This window comes from Brevibacterium sp. LAARM3_SD1 (assembly GCF_057364765.1).
The window spans coordinates 73,756-91,130 of sequence record NZ_JBNFOL010000008.1 but is presented as its reverse complement, the minus strand read 5'-3'; the positions used below and the strand labels follow the sequence as shown (position 1 = coordinate 91,130).

Sequence of the window (17,375 nt, the reverse complement as noted above, 5' to 3'; positions counted from 1 at the left end):
GTCAATAGCGTACTTCAGCTGTCCCACTGCCCGCCCGGGCAACGACAGAATCATTCGCGGTCACAGCGCACACGATGACTTGCCGATTCGCGGCACACAGTCGACGTCGAACTCGGCCGAGGTCTACCTGGACGCCCGAAGCCACGCCTTGACCGCTTCGGTGGAATCACCGAGCGTCGGCGGGGCCAGTTCGTAGCTGGGCGGAGTCTCGGACAGTCGGATCGGGTTGCGGACTGTGGGGATGACGCGATCGCCGGACCCCGCCTCGGCGACGGGCTCGAGTCCCAGCGACGATGCCAGGTCCACACCTTGGGCGATCGAGTTGATCGGCGCGCACGGCAGCCCCGCCTCGGTGAGGATGTCGAACCAGTCCTGGTTCGTCTTCTCACTCAGCGCGGCGATGAGTTCGGGTTCGAGGTCGTCGCGGTTGACGTTGCGGTCGGCGAAGTTCGCGAACCGTTCATCGGCAGCCCATTCGGGATGGCCGAGCACCTCGGCAAGTCGGGCGAACTGTTTGTCGTTGCCGCACGCGATGATGATCTGCCCCTCGGCGGTGGGCATCGGCTGGTAAGGGTAGAGACTCGGGTGCTTGTTGCCCATTGCCTGCGGAGTCACGCCGCCGGCCACATACGCCGAGGTCTGATTCGCCAGTCCGGACAGAGCCGAGGACAGCAGGTTGGTCTCCACCAGCTGACCGACACCGGTGTCCTTCCGATGGGTGAGCGCACCGAGGATGCCCACCGCCGTGTGCAGACCCGTGATCACGTCGACGACGGCGACACCGGCCTTGACCGGGCCCGATTCCTCGGAGCCGGTGACCGACATGAATCCGGACAGGCCCTGGATGAGCAGATCGTAGCCCGGCTGCGAGTTGCCCCGACCGAACCCCGTCACCGACGCGTAGACGATTCCGGGATTGCCCGCGCTGACCGTCTCATAGTCGAGGCCGTACTTCGCCAGTCCCCCGGCCTTGAAGTTCTCGACGAGCACGTCGGCACGCGCGGCGAGCCGCTGAGCGAAGGCGAGGTCGTCGGAGTCCTTGAAGTCGAGGACGACGGAGTGCTTGTTCCGATTCGCCGTGAGGAAATACGTCGCGTCGTCCCCTCGCCGAGGCGGCGCCCAGTGACGTGTATCGTCCCCGGTCTTCCCCTCGACCTTGATGACGGTGGCACCGAGATCCGCAAGCATCATCGTCGCGTAGGGTCCGGCGAGGACTCGAGAGAAGTCGGCCACGATGGTTCCGGCCAGCGGCCCCGTCCCCCGCCTGCCGAACATCTCCTCCAGATCCTGGTCTTCCACTTCCTGCCTCCTTCGGCACGCGATCGAATGCTGGCTCCGGGTCCGGTGTGCGGTGCCCCGGCCAGCTCTGTGACTCCCTGCCAGACTATACGGACTCTTATGAGCGCTCATCGCCCGGGCTGACTACGTGGACTCTCCCGAACCGTCCGGTGCGCGGACCCAGGGAACGGACCTGCGAAATCCGTCGACCGCCTCGGCGAGATTCTGGCTACACTCGGGCTCAGCGACTGGCCAAGCGAAGGGACGAACGATGACGTTGCACATGCCGGCGGAGACCGCCGCCCAGGACCGAGTCTGGATGGCGTTCCCGTCCTCCGGCTACGCCCTCGGCGATACGGAGTCGGCGGCCGAGGCCGCACGCGCCACCTGGGCCGCCGTTGCCCGTGCCACCAGCGAATTCACCCCTGTAACGGTCGTAGTGACCGAGGCACAGACAGAGCACGCGCGGGCCCACCTCGGCGAGGGCATCAATCATGAGATCACCGTCGTCAATGCCGAGCTCGACGATGCGTGGATGCGCGATATCGGGCCGAGCTTCGTCATCGACGACGCGGGAGCGCTGCACGCGGTGGACTGGGTGTTCAACGGATGGGGCGCGCAGGCATGGGCGACGTGGGATCACGATGAGCTCATCGGACGATTCGTCGCGGACCTCGCTGGGGCTCCCCTGATGTCCTCGGATCTGCGCAACGAAGGCGGCGGATTCCACGTCGACGGTATGGGCACGGTGCTCGCAACGCGCAGCGTCCAGCTCGATCCCGGCCGCAATCCTGGCCTGACCGAAGCCGATGTGGAAGCCGAGTTCGCACGCACGATCGGGGCGAAGAAGGTCATCTGGCTCGACCGCGGACTCCACCGGGACAATCAGACCTTCGGCACGCGGGGACATGTCGACATTGTGGCCGCGATGCCCAGCCCCGGGGTCGTCCTCGTCCATGATCAGCGCAATCCCGACCATCCCGACTTCGAATTCAGTCGCGCACTCAAGGAGCAGTTCGCGGCCGAGACCACCGCCGACGGCACCCCCTTCGAAGTGGTGCCGATCCCGGCTCCCGAAGTGCTGCGCGACGAGGAGGGGTGGGTCGACTACTCGTATGTCAATCACCTCGTCACCAACGGCGGCGTCATCGCCTGCACCTTCGATGATCCGATGGACGCCGAGGCGGCCGCCGTGCTCGAACGCGTCTACCCGGGCCGGAAGGTCGTCGGAGTCGATGCACGCGAACTCTTCGCTCGCGGCGGCGGGATCCACTGCATCACCCAGCAGCAGCCGAGTCTCGGCTGAGTTGAGCAGCGGGGCTCGCTAGCGCCACGTGCCGAACGGCGGACGATCGCAAGCACCGAGTCTCGACCCGACGGCTGTGAAGATTCCGCGATGACGACGCGGGTGAACCCATACCCGCACGGGCCCGACTCGGTATAAGGTGGATCTCAAGGGCACAGTCCCCGTGCGCTGCCACATCGTTGCCCGGACCTGTGTCGCACAGCAGAACCGAATACGGTGACGTCGAGTTGCGAAGAGGAGCAAGACCATGAAGAAGAGATTGATTCTCCTGGCCGGTCTCGGAGTCGGGTTCATTCTGGGTGCACGCACCGGGCGTCAGAGCTACGAACGGCTGAAGGCCCAGGCTCAGGAACTGTGGACCGACCCGCGAGTTCAGGACACCGTCGAGAAGGCCAACCAATCGATCCGCGAGAAGTCGCCGGCCGTCGCCGATGCCGTGCAGACCGCGGCCGACAAGGTCAATGCCGCCGCAGCCACGAACACTCCCGTCTCAGAGTTCGATGGTGACGAGGATTCGACTGCCGCGAAGGCAGACGCGACCGCGAAGAACACCACGGCCGCGCAGGACACAGCGAAGTCGAACACCACGTCTAAGCACAAACCGTCGCCGAAGGCCCAGGATTCGATCACCGATCCCGAGCGTCACCTCGACGACGAAGGTCCGGCCGGAGTCGCCGACGACGACTGAGCGTCGGCAGGCCGGCTGAGGCAGTCGGCAACAGCCCAGCGAAAGGTGAACAGCCCATGTTTGAAACTGGGCTGTTCACCTTTTTCTGTGCCGTTAGCGGATTCCGCCGGCAGCGACCTCTCCGCGCCTACAGCAGTGAGCTCGTCAGGCGGGCCACGTTCTCCAGATACTTCTTCAGCAGCGGTCGCGACTGCCATTCCTCGGCATTGAGCTCGACGGAGTTCGGTGCATAGCGGTCGGCTTCGAGGTCGTACATGCGCTGGGTGAATTCCTTATTGACGACGAAGAGCGTGACCTCGAGGTTCATCGCGAAGGACCGTTCGTCCATATTCGACGAGCCGATGATCGAGACCTCGTCGTCGATCATAAGGAACTTCGAGTGCAGCACCGTCGGTGCGTGGTACATGAAGATCCGCACCCCAGCCCGCACCAGCTCGTCATAGTAGGACTGCTGCGCTTTATGGGTCAGCCAGTGGTCGCTCGTCTCACCGACGTAGAGACGCACATCGACCCCGGATCTCGCCTCCGTGGTCAGTGCGTGCAGCAGTGATTCGTCGGGCACGAAATACGGTGAGCAGACGACGACGCGGCGGTTGGCGTTGTAGATGAGGTGGTTGAACAGCCGCAGATTGTTCTCGTCTTCGAAACCCGGACCCGAAGGCACGACCTGCGCCTGGATACCGCCGAATTCAGGAGCTTCGAGTTCGAAGCTGTCGGGTTCGTCGAGGATCTCGTCGGTCTCCGAATACCAGTCGGTGATGAACACGGCATCGAGCTCTTCGACGACCGGCCCACGACATTCCACAGACAGGTCCTTCCACTGAAAGCCCTTCCTGCGGTTGCGGGCCTTGTTGTAGGTGCGGTCGATGATGTTCTGCGAACCGGTGAACGCGACCTTCCCGTCGACCACGAGGATCTTGCGGTGATTGCGCAAATCGGGACGCTGGTATTCGCCCTTCCAGGGGCGGATCGGCAGGGCACGGCGCCAGCTGATGCCCGACCGGTCGAGCTTCTTCACGAGCTCCGAATACCCCGGGTAGCCCAGCGATCCCACGTGGTCGATGAGCACCCGCACACTCACCCCGCGTTGATGCGCGGCCAAGAGCGATTCGAGCAGCCGCCTCGTCGTGTCATCGATGGCGACGATGTAGAACTCGAAGTGGACGAACCGCTGTGCTCGGTCGACGGCATCGGCCATCGCCTCCATGCAGGCGTGGTTGTCGACGTGGAGGTCGAAGGAGTTGCCGTGCGTCATCGGCAGGGCACCGAGGTCGAAGTTGAGCTGCGCGGCAGTGCTCAGGGGTTCGGGCATATGGTCTTGGCGCCCGACGATCGCCTGGTGGCGGATCTGATCGCGGAAGAGGTGATTCATCTTCGACTGCTTGTCCCGCCGCCGCTTCGGCAGCTTCGCCGAACCCAGCAGCAGGAAGGCCGCAATGCCCACATAGGGGATGAGGAAGATCGCGAGCAGCCAGCCGAGCGCGACCGACGGCCTGCGATTGTGCGGAATCCAGCCGAGCGCGATGATGCGGATGATCAGATCGACCAGCAGCAGGATGATGATCACCCAGTTCGGCCAAGCCTGGTTGATCGTGAAGAACGGATAGATCCCGAAACTGCTCATAAATTGCCCGTTCAGCCCGCCCTGTTCGTCACCGGTTGGGTTATCGGCCTCCGATGGAGGATGTCAGATTGTCACCCATCGTATCCTGCCCGTCACCTGCGCACTCGGCCCACCCCTCCGCCCGTCGCCCGCTCGGTCCCGAACGCACTCGACCCACCCCGCCGACCGCTGCTCGTCGCCTCCCGGGCATACTGGATGAAGACATCAATTGCTGAGAGCGAAGGTGCTGAACGTGATTCGAGACATCAACCCCGAGGGCTCCGACCGTTCGGATACCGCCGACAGCGCGAGCCGCGGTCCCGATATCGCCGACGCCGAGGCGGTCCCGATCAGGCCCGCCGTCAGCGTGCTCATGCTCCGCGACGGGGACGACGGACTCGAGGTCTTCGTCCAGCACCGGGTGTCGACGATGGACTTCGCCGCCGGCGTCGTCGTCTTCCCCGGCGGCCGCGTCGACCCCATCGATCACACGACCGCACCGTCCGTCACCGTCCCCGATCCGCAGGTGCACACCTCCGCCTGGTCGAAATCGACCATCGCCGAGGATGCCGAGGGTTGGCGCGTTCTGCTCGCCACCGCTGTGCGTGAGGTCGAGGAGGAGACCGGCGCGGTCCTCGATCCCGCAGGGCTGACGCCGTGGGCGAACTGGGTGACTCCCTTGGGCCGGCCGAAGCGCTTCGACACGTACTTCTATACGATCGCCGCTCCCGAACTCGCCGCCGCCAAGCATCAGACGACGGAGGCGCACACGAGCGAATGGCGCTCGGTGACCGGGATCCTCGCCGATGAGGGCGAGGGCAAGCTCAAGCTCATGCGTCCGACGTTCGTGCTGCTGCGTGAGCTTTCGCAGTTCTCGAACGTCGCCGAGGCGGTCAACGCCGACCGGATCATCGACCCCGTTCGCCCGGAGTTCCCCTCCAATCGCGGTTCCTAAGTCACCTCATTCGCCTGAGCCCCACATCCCGCTGTTCGCGGCAGGACTCGGCTGTCCACAACAGGCGCCCGGATCTCAGTGCTTCGCGCGGGCCTTCATCGCAGCCAGTCGAGTGGCGACGACCTGTTTCTGCTCGTCGGTGCCGAGCAGCGCGGCGAGCGCTTCCTGCTCTGCGTCGAGTCCGGTGCTGAGATCGGAGTCGTAGGACAGGTCGACGAGCCGCTTCGCCCACACCAGTGCCGAGCGTGACTGGCCGGCAATCTGCCCGGCCAGTTCGAGAGCTCGGGCCAGGGGATCCTCGGCGACCTCTTCGACGAGGCCGATGCGCAGGGCTTCTTCGGCACCGACCGTGTCGGCAGTGACGATGAGCTTCTTCGCCTGAGCCGGTCCGACGAGTCGCGGCAGCAGCTGGGTGCCGCACATATCGGGGATGATTCCCCAGTTGAGTTCCATGAGCGAGAGCTTTGCATCGGGCCCGGCCACCCGCATGTCCGCCCCCAGAGCGATCTGCAGCCCTCCCCCGAGAGCAGCCCCGCGCACGGCCGCAATGACCGGAACCTCGACGAGCGACCACACATGCACGGCCTTCTGAGCCAGGGCCCGGGCCGAACCGAGTCGCTCTCCGATATCGACGGCGGAGGCCACGGAATCCGCCCCACCCGACTCACCAGCGGCCTTCTCAGCAGCCGCTTCCTCAGCGGAGGAGCGGGTCGCGGCTCCTGCCTCGGCGATTCGGGCGAGCTCGGTGAAGTCGAGGCCGGCGCTGAAGGCGCGACCGCGACCGGACAGGACCACGGCCTTGACTTCGCTCGAGTCCTTCAGCGCCTGACCTGACTCGACGAGATCTTCGAAGACCTCACGGGTCAGCGAGTTGAGTTTGTCGGCACGATCGATCTCGACGTGGGCGACGCCGTCGGCGATCGAGCAGACGACGGTCGAATTGGTGGTCTCGGGCATGAGGTGGCCTTTCGAAGACGGTGCCGGTGATGCATCAGCCGGCGGAAGCGGAACACGCTGCGACCGCAGGCTCCCCGGCGCAGGCACCGGCGACCCTGAACGAGCGATCAGTTGCGTTTCCTGAACCCTATCGGAGCTCCCGTCAGCGTCAAGACCAACACGGCGATCAGCGAGGCCGCACACATGCCGACGACGCCGGGCCAGGAGAAATCGGCGAAGAGGACCGCCGAGAGCCAGGCGCCGAGGCTCGTGCCGAGGTAGTAGACGGTGAGGTAGATGGCCGCGGACCGGGTCGAGTCGACTCCCGGCCGGGCGGTGCTGGCCGCCGCGGAGGCGCCCGTATGGCCGAGGAAGAATCCGGCGGTGAGCAGCGACATGCCGATGATGATCACCACGAGCGAATCGACGAGGGTCAGACCCGCACCGGCGAGCGCGATGACCATTCCGGCCAGGGTGATCCGCGTGCGCGGGTACTTCGTGGCCAGGCGGCCGTAATACGTGGTCACGACGGTGCCGACGAGGTAGATGAGGAAGAACAGAGCCACCGCGCCCTCGCTCAGCCGCCACGGGTCCTGCTGCAGGCGGGTACCGAGCATCGTGAATGATCCGCCGAAGACGATCATGCACAGGAACCCGGTGAGGTAGATCCGCCACAGTCCCCCGCGCAGCGGAATCGCTCGCCGAGGCGGCTGTGCACTCCCGGTCCCGCCGTCGCCGACTTCGGTGACGCCGTCACCTGCAGTGACAGCGTCGGGGTCGGCCGCCTCGGTGGGGGTGGGATCCGTGTCGGCCGGGGCGGCCCGGCTGCGGGCGGTGGAGAAGAGGTCGTGGCGCAGCAGCCAGACGACGATGAGGCCGAAGATCAGCGACACGACCGCGGTGAACGCGAGGCCTCCGTGCCAGCCGAGGAATTCCGACGCCAGTCCGGTGAGCAGTCGCGAGCACAGTCCGCCGATCGTGTTGCCGGCGATGTAGATGCCGATCGCTCCGGGCAGGACGGCGGGTGGCAGGCGCAGGGACAGGTAGGCCATGGCCGTGGCCGGCACCGAGGCGATCGCCACGCCCTGCAGGAACCGGACGACGATGAGCAGCTCCGGAGTCGGAGTGAAGGGAAGGACGAGCGCGAGGATCGCCGCCACGATCACTCCCGCACCGATCTGCCTCGCGTGGCCGATGCGCGGGGCGAGCATCGAGAAGGGGATGAGGAAGCAGGCCATGGCCACGTTCGTCGCGGACACGGTCAGGCTCGCCGTTGGTCCGTCGATTCCGTAGGCATCCCGGATCGCCGGCAGCAGACCCTGGGTCTCGTAGAGGACGAGGAAGACGGAGACTCCCGCGAGGAAGACCGCAGCGACGGTACGCCGAGTGCTCGTCGGGCTCGACTCACCTGTGCTCATGAGCCCAACGCTATGCCTCTGATGATCGCGGCTCAAACGATTCCAGGTCCCGGACCGTGTGAGTCCCGACACCGAGTGACTCGCTGATCCGAGACGCGAACTCTCGCGTGGAATCTCAGGGATTCCTGGGGATGTGGAGGATAACCCCATCGCCGAGGCGGCCCTGCACCTCATAGGCTGAAGACCAGAAGTTCGACGCACAGTGAATGGAAGTGCCCCGCGATGACGGCGACCAGCGAGATTCCCGCACTCGGCGATGCTCCCGTGAACCGCACGCCCGCATCCTTCAGTCCGGAGACGAAGACTGCCGCCAACCGTTCCTTCGTCGTCACCTGGCTGCTGTCGATGCTCTTCGGCATCCTCGGTCTTGATCGGTTCTACACCGGCCGGTACCTCACGGGCGCACTCAAGCTGCTCAGCCTCGGCGGGTTGGGAATCTGGTGGATCATCGATCTCGGCATCGTTCTGGCCGGCGGTCTGCGCTACGGGCGGGGTCCGCTGCGCGGTTACGCCCAGGACAAGGAGATCGCGTGGATCGCCACCGGCTTCACGCTCATCGTCGCCTACTCGCTGCAGGTCGACGAACTGGTCGCGACGCTGGTCACCGGACTGTTCTGAGCAGTCTCGGGCGCCTGTCCTGGTGCGTCCCGGCGGTCTGTCCTGATGCGTCTCAACTGACGGTTCTTATGCGGTTCGCCGGCAGTTCACAACCGTCCTAGGTCTGCCTTTCCTGAAATCTGCGCCTCCCGGGTCTAGGCTCGAGGTGAGGACAGTTCAAGGAGGCACTATGAAACGGCAAGTCCCCATTGTCAGAATGGTCACCGGCGACTCGGCAGGCAAACAGTTCGCGGGAGTGGCGGCGGCCGCCTCGGCGATCGGGCTCGGCGCACTCGCCGCGTGGGATCTCACGCAGAAGAAGCACTCGATCCTGCGCAACTATCCGATCGCCGGCCACGCCCGATTCCTGCTGGAGTCGATCCGGCCGGAGATCCAGCAGTACTTCATCGAACGCAACTGGGACGGGCGTCCATTCAGCCGGGATACCCGCACCACTATCTACGAACGCGCCAAAGGCACCCACTCCGAGCACGCATTCGGCACCGAGCACGATGTCGATCGCGCCGGCTACGAGGCGCTCATGCACTCGAATATGCCGATCCCCAATCCGCCCCGGCCGCCGCGCGTGCGCGTCGGCGGTGACGACTGCACTCAGCCGTATGACATCTCGCTGCTCAACGTCTCGGCGATGAGCTTCGGCTCGCTGAGCAACAACGCCATCCGCGCCCTGAACAAGGGCGCGGCGATGGGCGGATTCGCCCACGACACCGGCGAGGGATCCATTTCGCCATATCACCGTGAACACGGCGGCGACCTCATCTGGGAGCTGGGCACCGGATACTTCGGTGCCCGCACCCCCGAAGGGGAGTTCTCCCCCGAGATCTTCGCCGAGAAGGCCAGGGACCCGCAGGTGAAGATGGTGTCACTCAAGCTCTCTCAGGGCGCGAAGCCGGGCATCGGCGGCGTGCTGCCCGGGCCCAAGGTCACCGAGGAGATCTCGGAGATCCGCGGCATCCCCGTCGGCCAGACCTGCATCAGCCCTCCCGGACACACGGTGTTCTCCACCCCGATCGAGCTCCTCGAGTTCATCCGGCAGATGCGTGAGCTCTCCGGCGGCAAGCCCGCCGGCTTCAAGCTGTGCGTGGGTTCGCGCACGGAGTTCCTCTCGATCGTCAAGGCCATGGTGGAGACCCACATTCTGCCGGACTTCATCATCGTCGACGGCTCCGAGGGCGGCACCGGTGCGGCACCGCTGGAGTTCGAGGACAACGTCGGTCTGCCGCTGACCCAGGGGCTGATGATCGTGCACAACGCGCTCGTCGGCGCGGGGTTGCGGAAGAAGATCAAGGTCGGCGCCTCGGGCAAGATCGCCACCGGCACCGATATCGTCAAACGCCTCATCCAAGGTGCTGACTTCACGAACTCCGCCCGCGCCATGATGATGGCCGTCGGCTGCATCCAGGCGCAAGCCTGCCATACGGGCAAATGCCCCGTCGGCGTCGCCACTCAGGATCCGCGGCGAGCGCGCGCCATCGACGTGCCCACCAAAGCCGATCGTGTGCGCAACTACCACGAAGGAGTCGTCGCCGAGGCAGTTCGCCTCATGGCTTCCATGGGTGCGGCTGCGCCGGAGGAACTGGAGCCGACGATGCTGCGGCGCAATGTCTCGGCCTCCGAGTCCTGGTCCTATGCCCGCCTCTACGACTGGCTGAAGCCCGGCGAACTCGTCGACGACACCCCCTCGAAGTGGGCCGATGACTGGGCCACGGCCCAGGCCGACACCTTCACGATCCCGCGCGGACACAGCCGCTGACCCGTCGACCCGAACACTCGGGGCCGGCGAACTGACGCCGGCCCCGACGTCACTCCCGAAACACCGAAGTCACTTCCGAAAGGAGTGCCCATGACCACTCTTGTTCTTCTCCACTCGGCACTGGGGCGGACGTCCGGGATGGACGCCATCGCCGAACGCTTCGCCCTGGCCGGATATGCCGTCCACACTCCCGACGTCTACGCAGGCAGGACGTTCGAATCCGCCGAACCGGGAGTCGCCCACTCTCAGGAGGTCGGGTTATCAACCCTCGTGGATCGAGCGAAGGACGCGTGCGAGGACCTCGGGGATGACCTCATCTTCGGCGGATTCTCGCTGGGAGCCGCACTTGCACAGCAGATGGGCAAGAACGATCCGCGGGCCCGCGGCGTCCTGCTCTTCCACGGCGGCGGCTTCCCGAAGCCGACGCGCTGGCAGGCCGGAGTGCCGGTGCAGGCTCACTTCGCCGTCGATGACTCGTGGCGCAGTCCGGGCACGATCGAGACCCTGATGGAATCCGCGACGAAGGCCGGAGCGCAGGCGGAGTACTTCCTCTACCCGGGCAGCACCCACCTGTTCAGCGACCCGACTACCCCGGACTACCGCGAGGACAGCGCCGAACTGCTCTATGAGAGGGCCTTGGCCTTCCTCGACCGCTTCTGATCGTTCGTCGGCTCAAGGGCTAGGATTCTGGGCGCCGGCTGACAGTCGGCTTCACCCCATGACGAGGCCGTTGTCGACGATGAGGTTCTGACCGGTCACCGCTCTGGAGGCGGGAGACGCGAAGAACACCACCGCCGAGGCGAAGTCCTCCGGAGTCGTCACCCGCCTCAACGCACTGGCTGCGGCAATCTGGTCGAAGACCTCCTCGGGAGTCGCCGACGACGCATCCGTGGTCCGCAGCAGTCCGCCGGAGACCATGTTCACCCGCACCCCGGCCGGTCCGAGATCCTTCGCGAAAGTCCTGGTCAGCGACAGCAGAGCCGCCTTGCCGGCAGTGTAGTCGTGGTACGGCACTACCGGGTCCTGGAACAGGTTGGTGCCGATGTTGATGACCCGGCCGGAACCGAGCTCGCGGAAGCCGTGCATCGCGGCCTGGATCGTATTGACCGCGCCTTCGACCGAACCTCGGAACTGTTCGGCGAAGTCCGAATAATCGATCTCGTCGGCCGGCTGGCGCTCATCGCCGTTGAATGAGAAGTCTGCGAGCGCGTTGTTGACCACGGTGGACACGGGAGCCCCGAATTCGGCGGCCGCGGTCTCGAACATGGCGTCGACGGCTCGGGAGTCGGTGACGTCGGCCTCGATGGCCACTGCACGTCCACCGCGAGCGCGGACCGCCTCGGCGAGCTCTTCTGCGGCCTCTGCCGAGTACCGGTAGTTGATGACCAGCGCCGCGCCCTCCGGCGCGAAGGCCTTCGCGATCGCAGCACCCAGGCCGCGTCCGGAGCCGGTGACGAGCACGACCTGCTCATCGAGAGGCAGAGCCTCAGAGGTGAATGCCTGGGGGTTGCTCATCGCGTGTCTCCTTCGGACGTCGGTGGGCGGATCTCGCAGACCTGATCCCACCCTACCCAGGAAGCGGGCTCGCCGAGACTGAGCGGCGCGAGACGGGCAGCAGCGCGGCGATTGTTGGGCCGATCCACGGTGATATCGCGGCTTAGAACACCGCGGATCGACCCAACAATCGCGCAATGGCCGTGCCCGCACCTCCTCCAGCAGGAAGCAGATTGGCCACAGAACTGCACTGAACCGCGCGCATATGCGCTGAGGAACGTGCTCTGAGCGGCCTGAGTCCATAGACTGAAACGAAGACCACCGTTGTCCATCCCCAGGAAGTCACCCTTATGAACGAGCTCGGCGCCGGCATCTCCATCGGAGTCCTCGCGGCTCTCGTCGTCTTCGTCATCTACTTCGTCGGAGCGAAGATCGGACGATGGCAGCCCCGGAACCAAAGCGCCGGACCGAGCGCTCAGGGCGGCTATCCGCAGACTCAGGGCTACGGTCAGAACTCGTACGGCCAGAACCCCTACGGCCAGTCCGGCTACAGCCAGTCCGGCCGTCCGTGGAGCAGCGAGGATGAGACCCGCGTCCTTCCCTCCAATGCGCAGGGCTATGACGACGTCGACGCCGATCCGCCGCGGGCCACGAAGAACGAACTCGCCGGCAACATCCAGCACTCCGGCCAGATGATCGAAGCCAACCGGCGGGCCGCCACCGCCGCCAACGGCGACACCGTCGCGGTGTTCACCTACATCCTCGGCGCCGCTCTCATCGCCGTCGTGGCCTTCGTGTTCTTCAACAACCTGCTGCTGCCTGCCACCATCGGCGCGCTGACGGGCGCGATCATCTGCGTCGCCCTCTCGGCGACCTACACGATCAAGCACCTGGACTTCTGGCCGGACAATGCGACGATCTCGATCATCAACCTGCTCGTCGCCCTGGCCGCCTCGATCTTCATGTACATCGGGTCCGTGCAGACGGTGCGCGACAACATCAGCCTGTCCACGATCACCGACTCGTTCGAGGCTCTTCCCTTCAGCGACGGCTTCTCCGCCTTTGCCATTGCAATCGGCGACCGGGTGGTGACGTTCTTCAAGGACTTCGGCTTCCTGGGCTTCGTGTTCCTGCTGTTCATGGGCATCGGCTGCATCATCGTCTTCACCCTCGCGGCGAAGTCGCTCATCGACGTCATGGACTGGCGGATCTTCGCCCAGTTCGGCCACAACGTCACCGATCGTCCCATGTCGTATTCGCGTGCCGTGCGCTTCCAGACCTCGAAGGTCTCACATACTGTGACCTCGCTCGTTCTGGCCGTCATCGCTGTGCTCGCCGCCACAGGATTGCTCTATGACGGCTTCACCTGGTTCACACGCTGATGAACATCTCAGAAACCGAGCGGTAGGATAGGTCCGGAAATCCCCGTCGTGACGCGTCACGTGCGCGCCTCTGCGGCCGATAACGACACCGACGAACGATCCGAAAAGGGATGAGTACCTCAATTGGCGAACGGCAACGCAACATTTCGGCACTCGAACGTGGCCTTGCTCGGCCTGACCGAGATCCTGGCCCCGAACGAAGTGACCTCACAGGAATTCGATGAGCGCCTCGCCGATACGCTGTCATCCCTCAAACTGCCGACAGGTCTGCTCCAACGTGTCGCCGGAGTGTACGCCCGCCGCAACTGGGATGAACCCCACCAGTTCGCCGATGGTGCGATCGCGGCCGGAAAGAAGGCCCTCGCCGAGGCGGGGGTCCCTCCCGACGCCATCGGACTGATGGTCAACACCTCCGTGACCCGTGAACACCTGGAACCGTCCGTGGCCGTCGGCGTCCACGCCGGAATCGGGCTCGGCCCGCAGGCGATGAACTTCGACATCGCCAACGCCTGCCTCGGATTCGTCAACGGAATGACCCTGGCCGCGAACATGATCGACGCCGGACAGATCGAATACGCCCTCATCGTCGCCGGCGAAGACGCCTCTCGCGTCCAGGACGCAACACTGCGCCGCCTCAACCGCCCGGAGATCACCCGCGAGGAGTACCTCAACGAATTCGCGTCCCTGACCCTGGGCTCCGGCGCTGCCGCCGCCGTCCTCGGCCCGGCCGACAAACATCCGGAAGGCCACCGCATCCTCGGCGGAATCACCCGTGCGGCCACCCAGCATCACGAACTCTGCGTCGGCGACCACAACGGAATGTTCACCGATACGAAGGGCCTGCTCTCCGGCGGCATGGAACTCGTCGTCGCTGCTTGGGAGGAAGCCCACGAGACCGGTTGGGACTGGCGGGAGATGGACCGCTACGTCATGCACCAGGTCTCCGATGTGCACACGAATTCGATCACGAAGGCCGCGAACCTCGATCCCGACCGGATCCCCGTGAGCTACCCGGAGCTGGGCAACGTCGGGCCCGCCTCCCTGCCCATCACCCTGTCCCGAGAGGCCGAGAACCTCAAACCCGGCGACCGCATCCTGTGCATGGGCGTCGGCTCCGGCCTCAACACCGCCATGACCGAGATCGAGTGGTAAAGACTTTCATGAGAATTCCTGCACGGCCGGCCACGATTCCCCCGCAGCTGCCCGAGTGGGACCCCACCTGGTCCCGAATCGTCGAGGCGAGAACCTCCGACGGGACGCATGCGTTCCATGTGCTCGACACGCTGCCCGCCCTGACCGCAGCCGGTGTGGAGCCGGCGGGCACGATCGTCGCCCTCCACGGCAATCCGACCTGGTCGTATCTGTGGCGTCGGCTGGCACAGGCCACCATCGATGCCGCGCAGTCCGGCGGCCGCGCCTGGCGGCTCATCGCCCCCGACCAGCTCGAGATGGGCTTCTCCGAACGGCTCGCCCACGAGTCGATGCCCGCCCCGAAGTCCCCCGAGGTGCGTCGCATCGCCGATCGCATCGCCGATTTCGATGCCGTCGTTTCCGATCTGTTCGCCGAGGTGGCCGCCACCGGATCCGACACCCACCCGATCGTGACGATCGGTCACGACTGGGGCGGCGTCCTCTCGCTCGGCTGGGCGGCCCGGAACACCGACCGCGTTGCTGCGGCCATCAGCCTCAACACGGCCGTCCACCAGCCCGAGGATGCCCCGGTGCCTGCACCGCTGCGCGCGACCCTGGCCGGACCCATGCTGCCGACGGCCACCGTGCTCACCGACTGGTTCCTACGCGTGACCTTGAGCCTCGGCGATCTCGATGCCGAGACGAAGGACGCATTCCACGCCCCGTACCGGAAGGCAGAGGACCGGTGGGCGATCGGCAATTTCGTCGCCGATATCCCCGTCGACGACGCTCATGCCTCCGATTCCGAACTCCAGCGCATCGGCAAGGACATCGCCGCCTTCGACAAGCCTGCGCTGCTTATCTGGGGTCCGAAGGACCCGGTGTTCCTCGAACGCTACCTGCGGGACCTGCGCCAGCGTCTGCCGCAGGCCGATGTGCACCGATTCGAGACGGCCTCCCACCTCGTCAGCGAAGATCACGATGTTCCCGGTCTCGTCCTCGACTGGCTGAGCGCCCGGTTCGATTCGCCCGACACGGCGAACACCCCCACCGAGGCGACCCCCGCGAAGGGATCGACCGCACGGTCGGGAACGGCCGCCTCGGCGAAGGGATCGGCCTCCGATGCCGCGGATGGCTCCGCCGACAGCGGCGCGGAGGTTCGTGCGGTGACGGCGATCCTCGATGCACGCCGGAACGACGAGACGATCGCGTCGGTCGACTTCGCGCAGAACCCCGCGCAGCAGATCGCGTGGCGCCACCTGTGGCACGTCACCACGTCGATCGCGAACGGGCTGCTCGACCTCGGCGTGAAGCCCGGGGACCGGGTCTCCATGCTCGTGCCTCCGGGGAACAATCTCACCGCCGCGCTCTACGCATGCCTGAAGATCGGTGCGGTCGCCGTCGTCGCCGATGCCGGGCTCGGCCCGAAGGGGATGACCCGGGCGGTCACATCGGCCGATCCGCAGTGGATCATCGGCGAGTTGCCCGGACTCACCCTGGCACGTGCCTTCGGCTGGCCGGGACGGCGGATCTCCGTGCGTCCGCTCGGCCCCGTGCGCTCCCGCCTGTTCAAGGCGGAGACGAGCCTGACCGAACTCTCCCGCACACCGCACCGAGACGCGCTGCCGACCCCGGCACCGGATTCCGATGCGGCGATCCTCTTCACCTCCGGGTCGACCGGACCCGCGAAGGGTGTGCGCTACACGCATGCGGACATCTCCTCGTTGGCGGCCGTGCTGACCAGAACCTTCAACGTCACGGAGGGCACCGGTCTGGTGGCCGGCTTCCCACCGTTCGCCCTGTTGGGACCGGCCATCGGGGCCACCTCGGTGACACCGGACATGTCGGTGACGAAACCGAAGACGCTCACGGCCACGGCGATCGCCGATGCGATCATCGCCGGACGGGCCACCATGGTCTTCGCCTCCCCTGCGGCCTACACGAACGTCGCCGCGACCGCTGCGGACCTCGACGAGCAGCAGCGGGCAGCGTGCGCCGGAGTCGAACTCGTGCTCTCGGCGGGTGCGCCCGTTCCGCTGGAACTCATGGACGCCATCGCCGAGGTGTTCCCGAACGCGTCCATCCACTCCCCCTACGGTATGACCGAAGGGCTCCTGCTCACCGACATCGACCGTGACGGAGTCGCTGCCGCCGACGCCACCGGCGGCCTCGGAGTGTGCGTGGGACAGCCGATCGACGGCGTCGAACTCGCTCTGGCCCCCATCGATGAGTCGGGCGCATCCTCCGATGAGCTGCTGCAGGGCGAGGCCGCGCAGGGCCGCCTCGGCGAATTCGTCGTCAGCGCCGCCCATATCAAGTCCGGCTACGACAACCTGTGGCGCACCACTGCGGCTTCGGCGCGTGATGATCTGCACGGTCTGACCTGGCACCGGACGAACGACATCGGCCATATCGATGACGCCGGTCGGGTGTGGCTCGAAGGACGACTGCAGCATGTCGTCACGACGCCAAGTGGGCCGGTCGGGCCCGGTGGCCTCGAGGCGCTCATCGACGTCGACGCACAGGTCAGCCGCAGCTCCGTCGTCGGAATCGGACCCGTCGGCACTCAGGCTCTCGTGGCGGTGCTCGACGCCGAGGGCACCTCGCTCTCACCGGGTCTTGCGCCCTTGGACCTGACGGAACGTCTGCGGGAGACGGTCGCCGAGGCTGGCGGTCATGATCTGGCTGCGGTGCTCGTGGCGCCCGAATTCCCCACCGACATCCGCCACAATTCGAAGATCGACCGTTCCCGCCTCGCCGCCTGGGCCGACAGCGTCCTTGCCGGTGGGCCGGTGCGTGGAAGCGTCTGAGGA

At 65.9% G+C, this 17,375-nt stretch carries 14 protein-coding genes; 9 read left to right on the top strand and 5 right to left on the bottom strand.

The window, feature by feature from the left end; genetic code table 11:
- Positions 1 to 123: 123 nt before the first annotated feature.
- Complete coding sequence (locus tag AC2W7L_RS06795) at positions 124 to 1,299, bottom strand: CaiB/BaiF CoA transferase family protein (RefSeq protein WP_486003833.1); 1,176 nt, start codon at positions 1,297 to 1,299, stop codon at positions 124 to 126.
- 250 nt (positions 1,300 to 1,549) lie between these two features.
- Between AC2W7L_RS06795 and AC2W7L_RS06790 the strand changes: the two genes are divergently transcribed.
- Together AC2W7L_RS06790 and AC2W7L_RS06785 are read left to right on the top strand one after the other, a co-directional pair.
- Positions 1,550 to 2,584 (top strand): agmatine deiminase family protein, encoded by a 1,035-nt coding sequence (locus AC2W7L_RS06790; protein ID WP_486003832.1) that lies wholly within the window; start codon positions 1,550 to 1,552, stop codon positions 2,582 to 2,584.
- A gap of 247 nt (positions 2,585 to 2,831) precedes the next feature.
- Complete coding sequence (locus tag AC2W7L_RS06785) at positions 2,832 to 3,272, top strand: hypothetical protein (RefSeq protein ID WP_486003831.1); 441 nt, start codon at positions 2,832 to 2,834, stop codon at positions 3,270 to 3,272.
- Positions 3,273 to 3,399: 127 nt separating this feature from the next.
- Here AC2W7L_RS06785 and cls read toward each other — a convergent pair whose 3' ends face one another.
- A complete protein-coding gene (cls, locus tag AC2W7L_RS06780; protein ID WP_486003830.1) occupies positions 3,400 to 4,896 on the bottom strand; it encodes a cardiolipin synthase in 1,497 nt (498 codons plus the stop codon).
- A gap of 232 nt (positions 4,897 to 5,128) precedes the next feature.
- Here cls and AC2W7L_RS06775 point away from each other — a divergent pair, with 232 nt between their 5' ends.
- Complete coding sequence (locus AC2W7L_RS06775; protein WP_486003829.1) at positions 5,129 to 5,830, top strand: NUDIX hydrolase; 702 nt, start codon at positions 5,129 to 5,131, stop codon at positions 5,828 to 5,830.
- A gap of 75 nt (positions 5,831 to 5,905) precedes the next feature.
- Here AC2W7L_RS06775 and AC2W7L_RS06770 read toward each other — a convergent pair whose 3' ends face one another.
- Both AC2W7L_RS06770 and AC2W7L_RS06765 read right to left on the bottom strand, forming a co-directional pair.
- Complete coding sequence (locus AC2W7L_RS06770) at positions 5,906 to 6,787, bottom strand: enoyl-CoA hydratase-related protein (protein ID WP_486003828.1); 882 nt, start codon at positions 6,785 to 6,787, stop codon at positions 5,906 to 5,908.
- Between the two features lie 107 nt (positions 6,788 to 6,894).
- The gene (locus AC2W7L_RS06765; protein WP_486003827.1) at positions 6,895 to 8,184 is read right to left on the bottom strand and encodes an MFS transporter; all 1,290 of its coding nucleotides are present in this window, start codon (positions 8,182 to 8,184) and stop codon (positions 6,895 to 6,897) included.
- Positions 8,185 to 8,406: 222 nt separating this feature from the next.
- On the opposite strand from AC2W7L_RS06765, the gene AC2W7L_RS06760 reads away from it, so the two are divergent.
- The 3 genes from AC2W7L_RS06760 (at position 8,407) to AC2W7L_RS06750 (ending at position 11,215) form a co-directional block, all read left to right on the top strand.
- Positions 8,407 to 8,802: a TM2 domain-containing protein gene (locus AC2W7L_RS06760; RefSeq protein WP_486003826.1), complete on the top strand. Its 396-nt coding sequence runs from the start codon at positions 8,407 to 8,409 to the stop codon at positions 8,800 to 8,802.
- 169 nt (positions 8,803 to 8,971) lie between these two features.
- Positions 8,972 to 10,555 carry an FMN-binding glutamate synthase family protein gene (locus AC2W7L_RS06755; RefSeq protein ID WP_486003825.1) on the top strand — a complete coding sequence of 528 codons (1,584 nt, stop codon included), beginning with the start codon at positions 8,972 to 8,974 and terminating at the stop codon, positions 10,553 to 10,555.
- An 84-nt stretch (positions 10,556 to 10,639) separates the two neighbouring features.
- A complete protein-coding gene (locus tag AC2W7L_RS06750) occupies positions 10,640 to 11,215 on the top strand; it encodes a dienelactone hydrolase family protein (RefSeq protein ID WP_486003824.1) in 576 nt (191 codons plus the stop codon).
- Positions 11,216 to 11,266: 51 nt separating this feature from the next.
- On the opposite strand, the gene AC2W7L_RS06745 is transcribed toward AC2W7L_RS06750, so the two are convergent.
- Positions 11,267 to 12,070 carry a 3-oxoacyl-ACP reductase gene (locus AC2W7L_RS06745; protein WP_486003823.1) on the bottom strand — a complete coding sequence of 268 codons (804 nt, stop codon included), beginning with the start codon at positions 12,068 to 12,070 and terminating at the stop codon, positions 11,267 to 11,269.
- 329 nt (positions 12,071 to 12,399) lie between these two features.
- On the opposite strand from AC2W7L_RS06745, the gene AC2W7L_RS06740 reads away from it, so the two are divergent.
- The 3 genes from AC2W7L_RS06740 to AC2W7L_RS06730 all read left to right on the top strand — a co-directional run bounded on the left by AC2W7L_RS06740 (position 12,400) and on the right by AC2W7L_RS06730 (position 17,372).
- Positions 12,400 to 13,431: a hypothetical protein gene (locus AC2W7L_RS06740; protein ID WP_486003822.1), complete on the top strand. Its 1,032-nt coding sequence runs from the start codon at positions 12,400 to 12,402 to the stop codon at positions 13,429 to 13,431.
- Positions 13,432 to 13,554: 123 nt separating this feature from the next.
- Positions 13,555 to 14,583, top strand: a complete 1,029-nt coding sequence (locus AC2W7L_RS06735) for a 3-oxoacyl-ACP synthase III (protein ID WP_167199980.1) — start codon at positions 13,555 to 13,557, stop codon at positions 14,581 to 14,583.
- Positions 14,584 to 14,591: 8 nt separating this feature from the next.
- Positions 14,592 to 17,372, top strand: coding sequence for an alpha/beta fold hydrolase (locus tag AC2W7L_RS06730; RefSeq protein WP_486003821.1), 2,781 nt, complete (start codon positions 14,592 to 14,594; stop codon positions 17,370 to 17,372).
- The last annotated feature ends 3 nt before the right edge of the window (positions 17,373 to 17,375 follow it).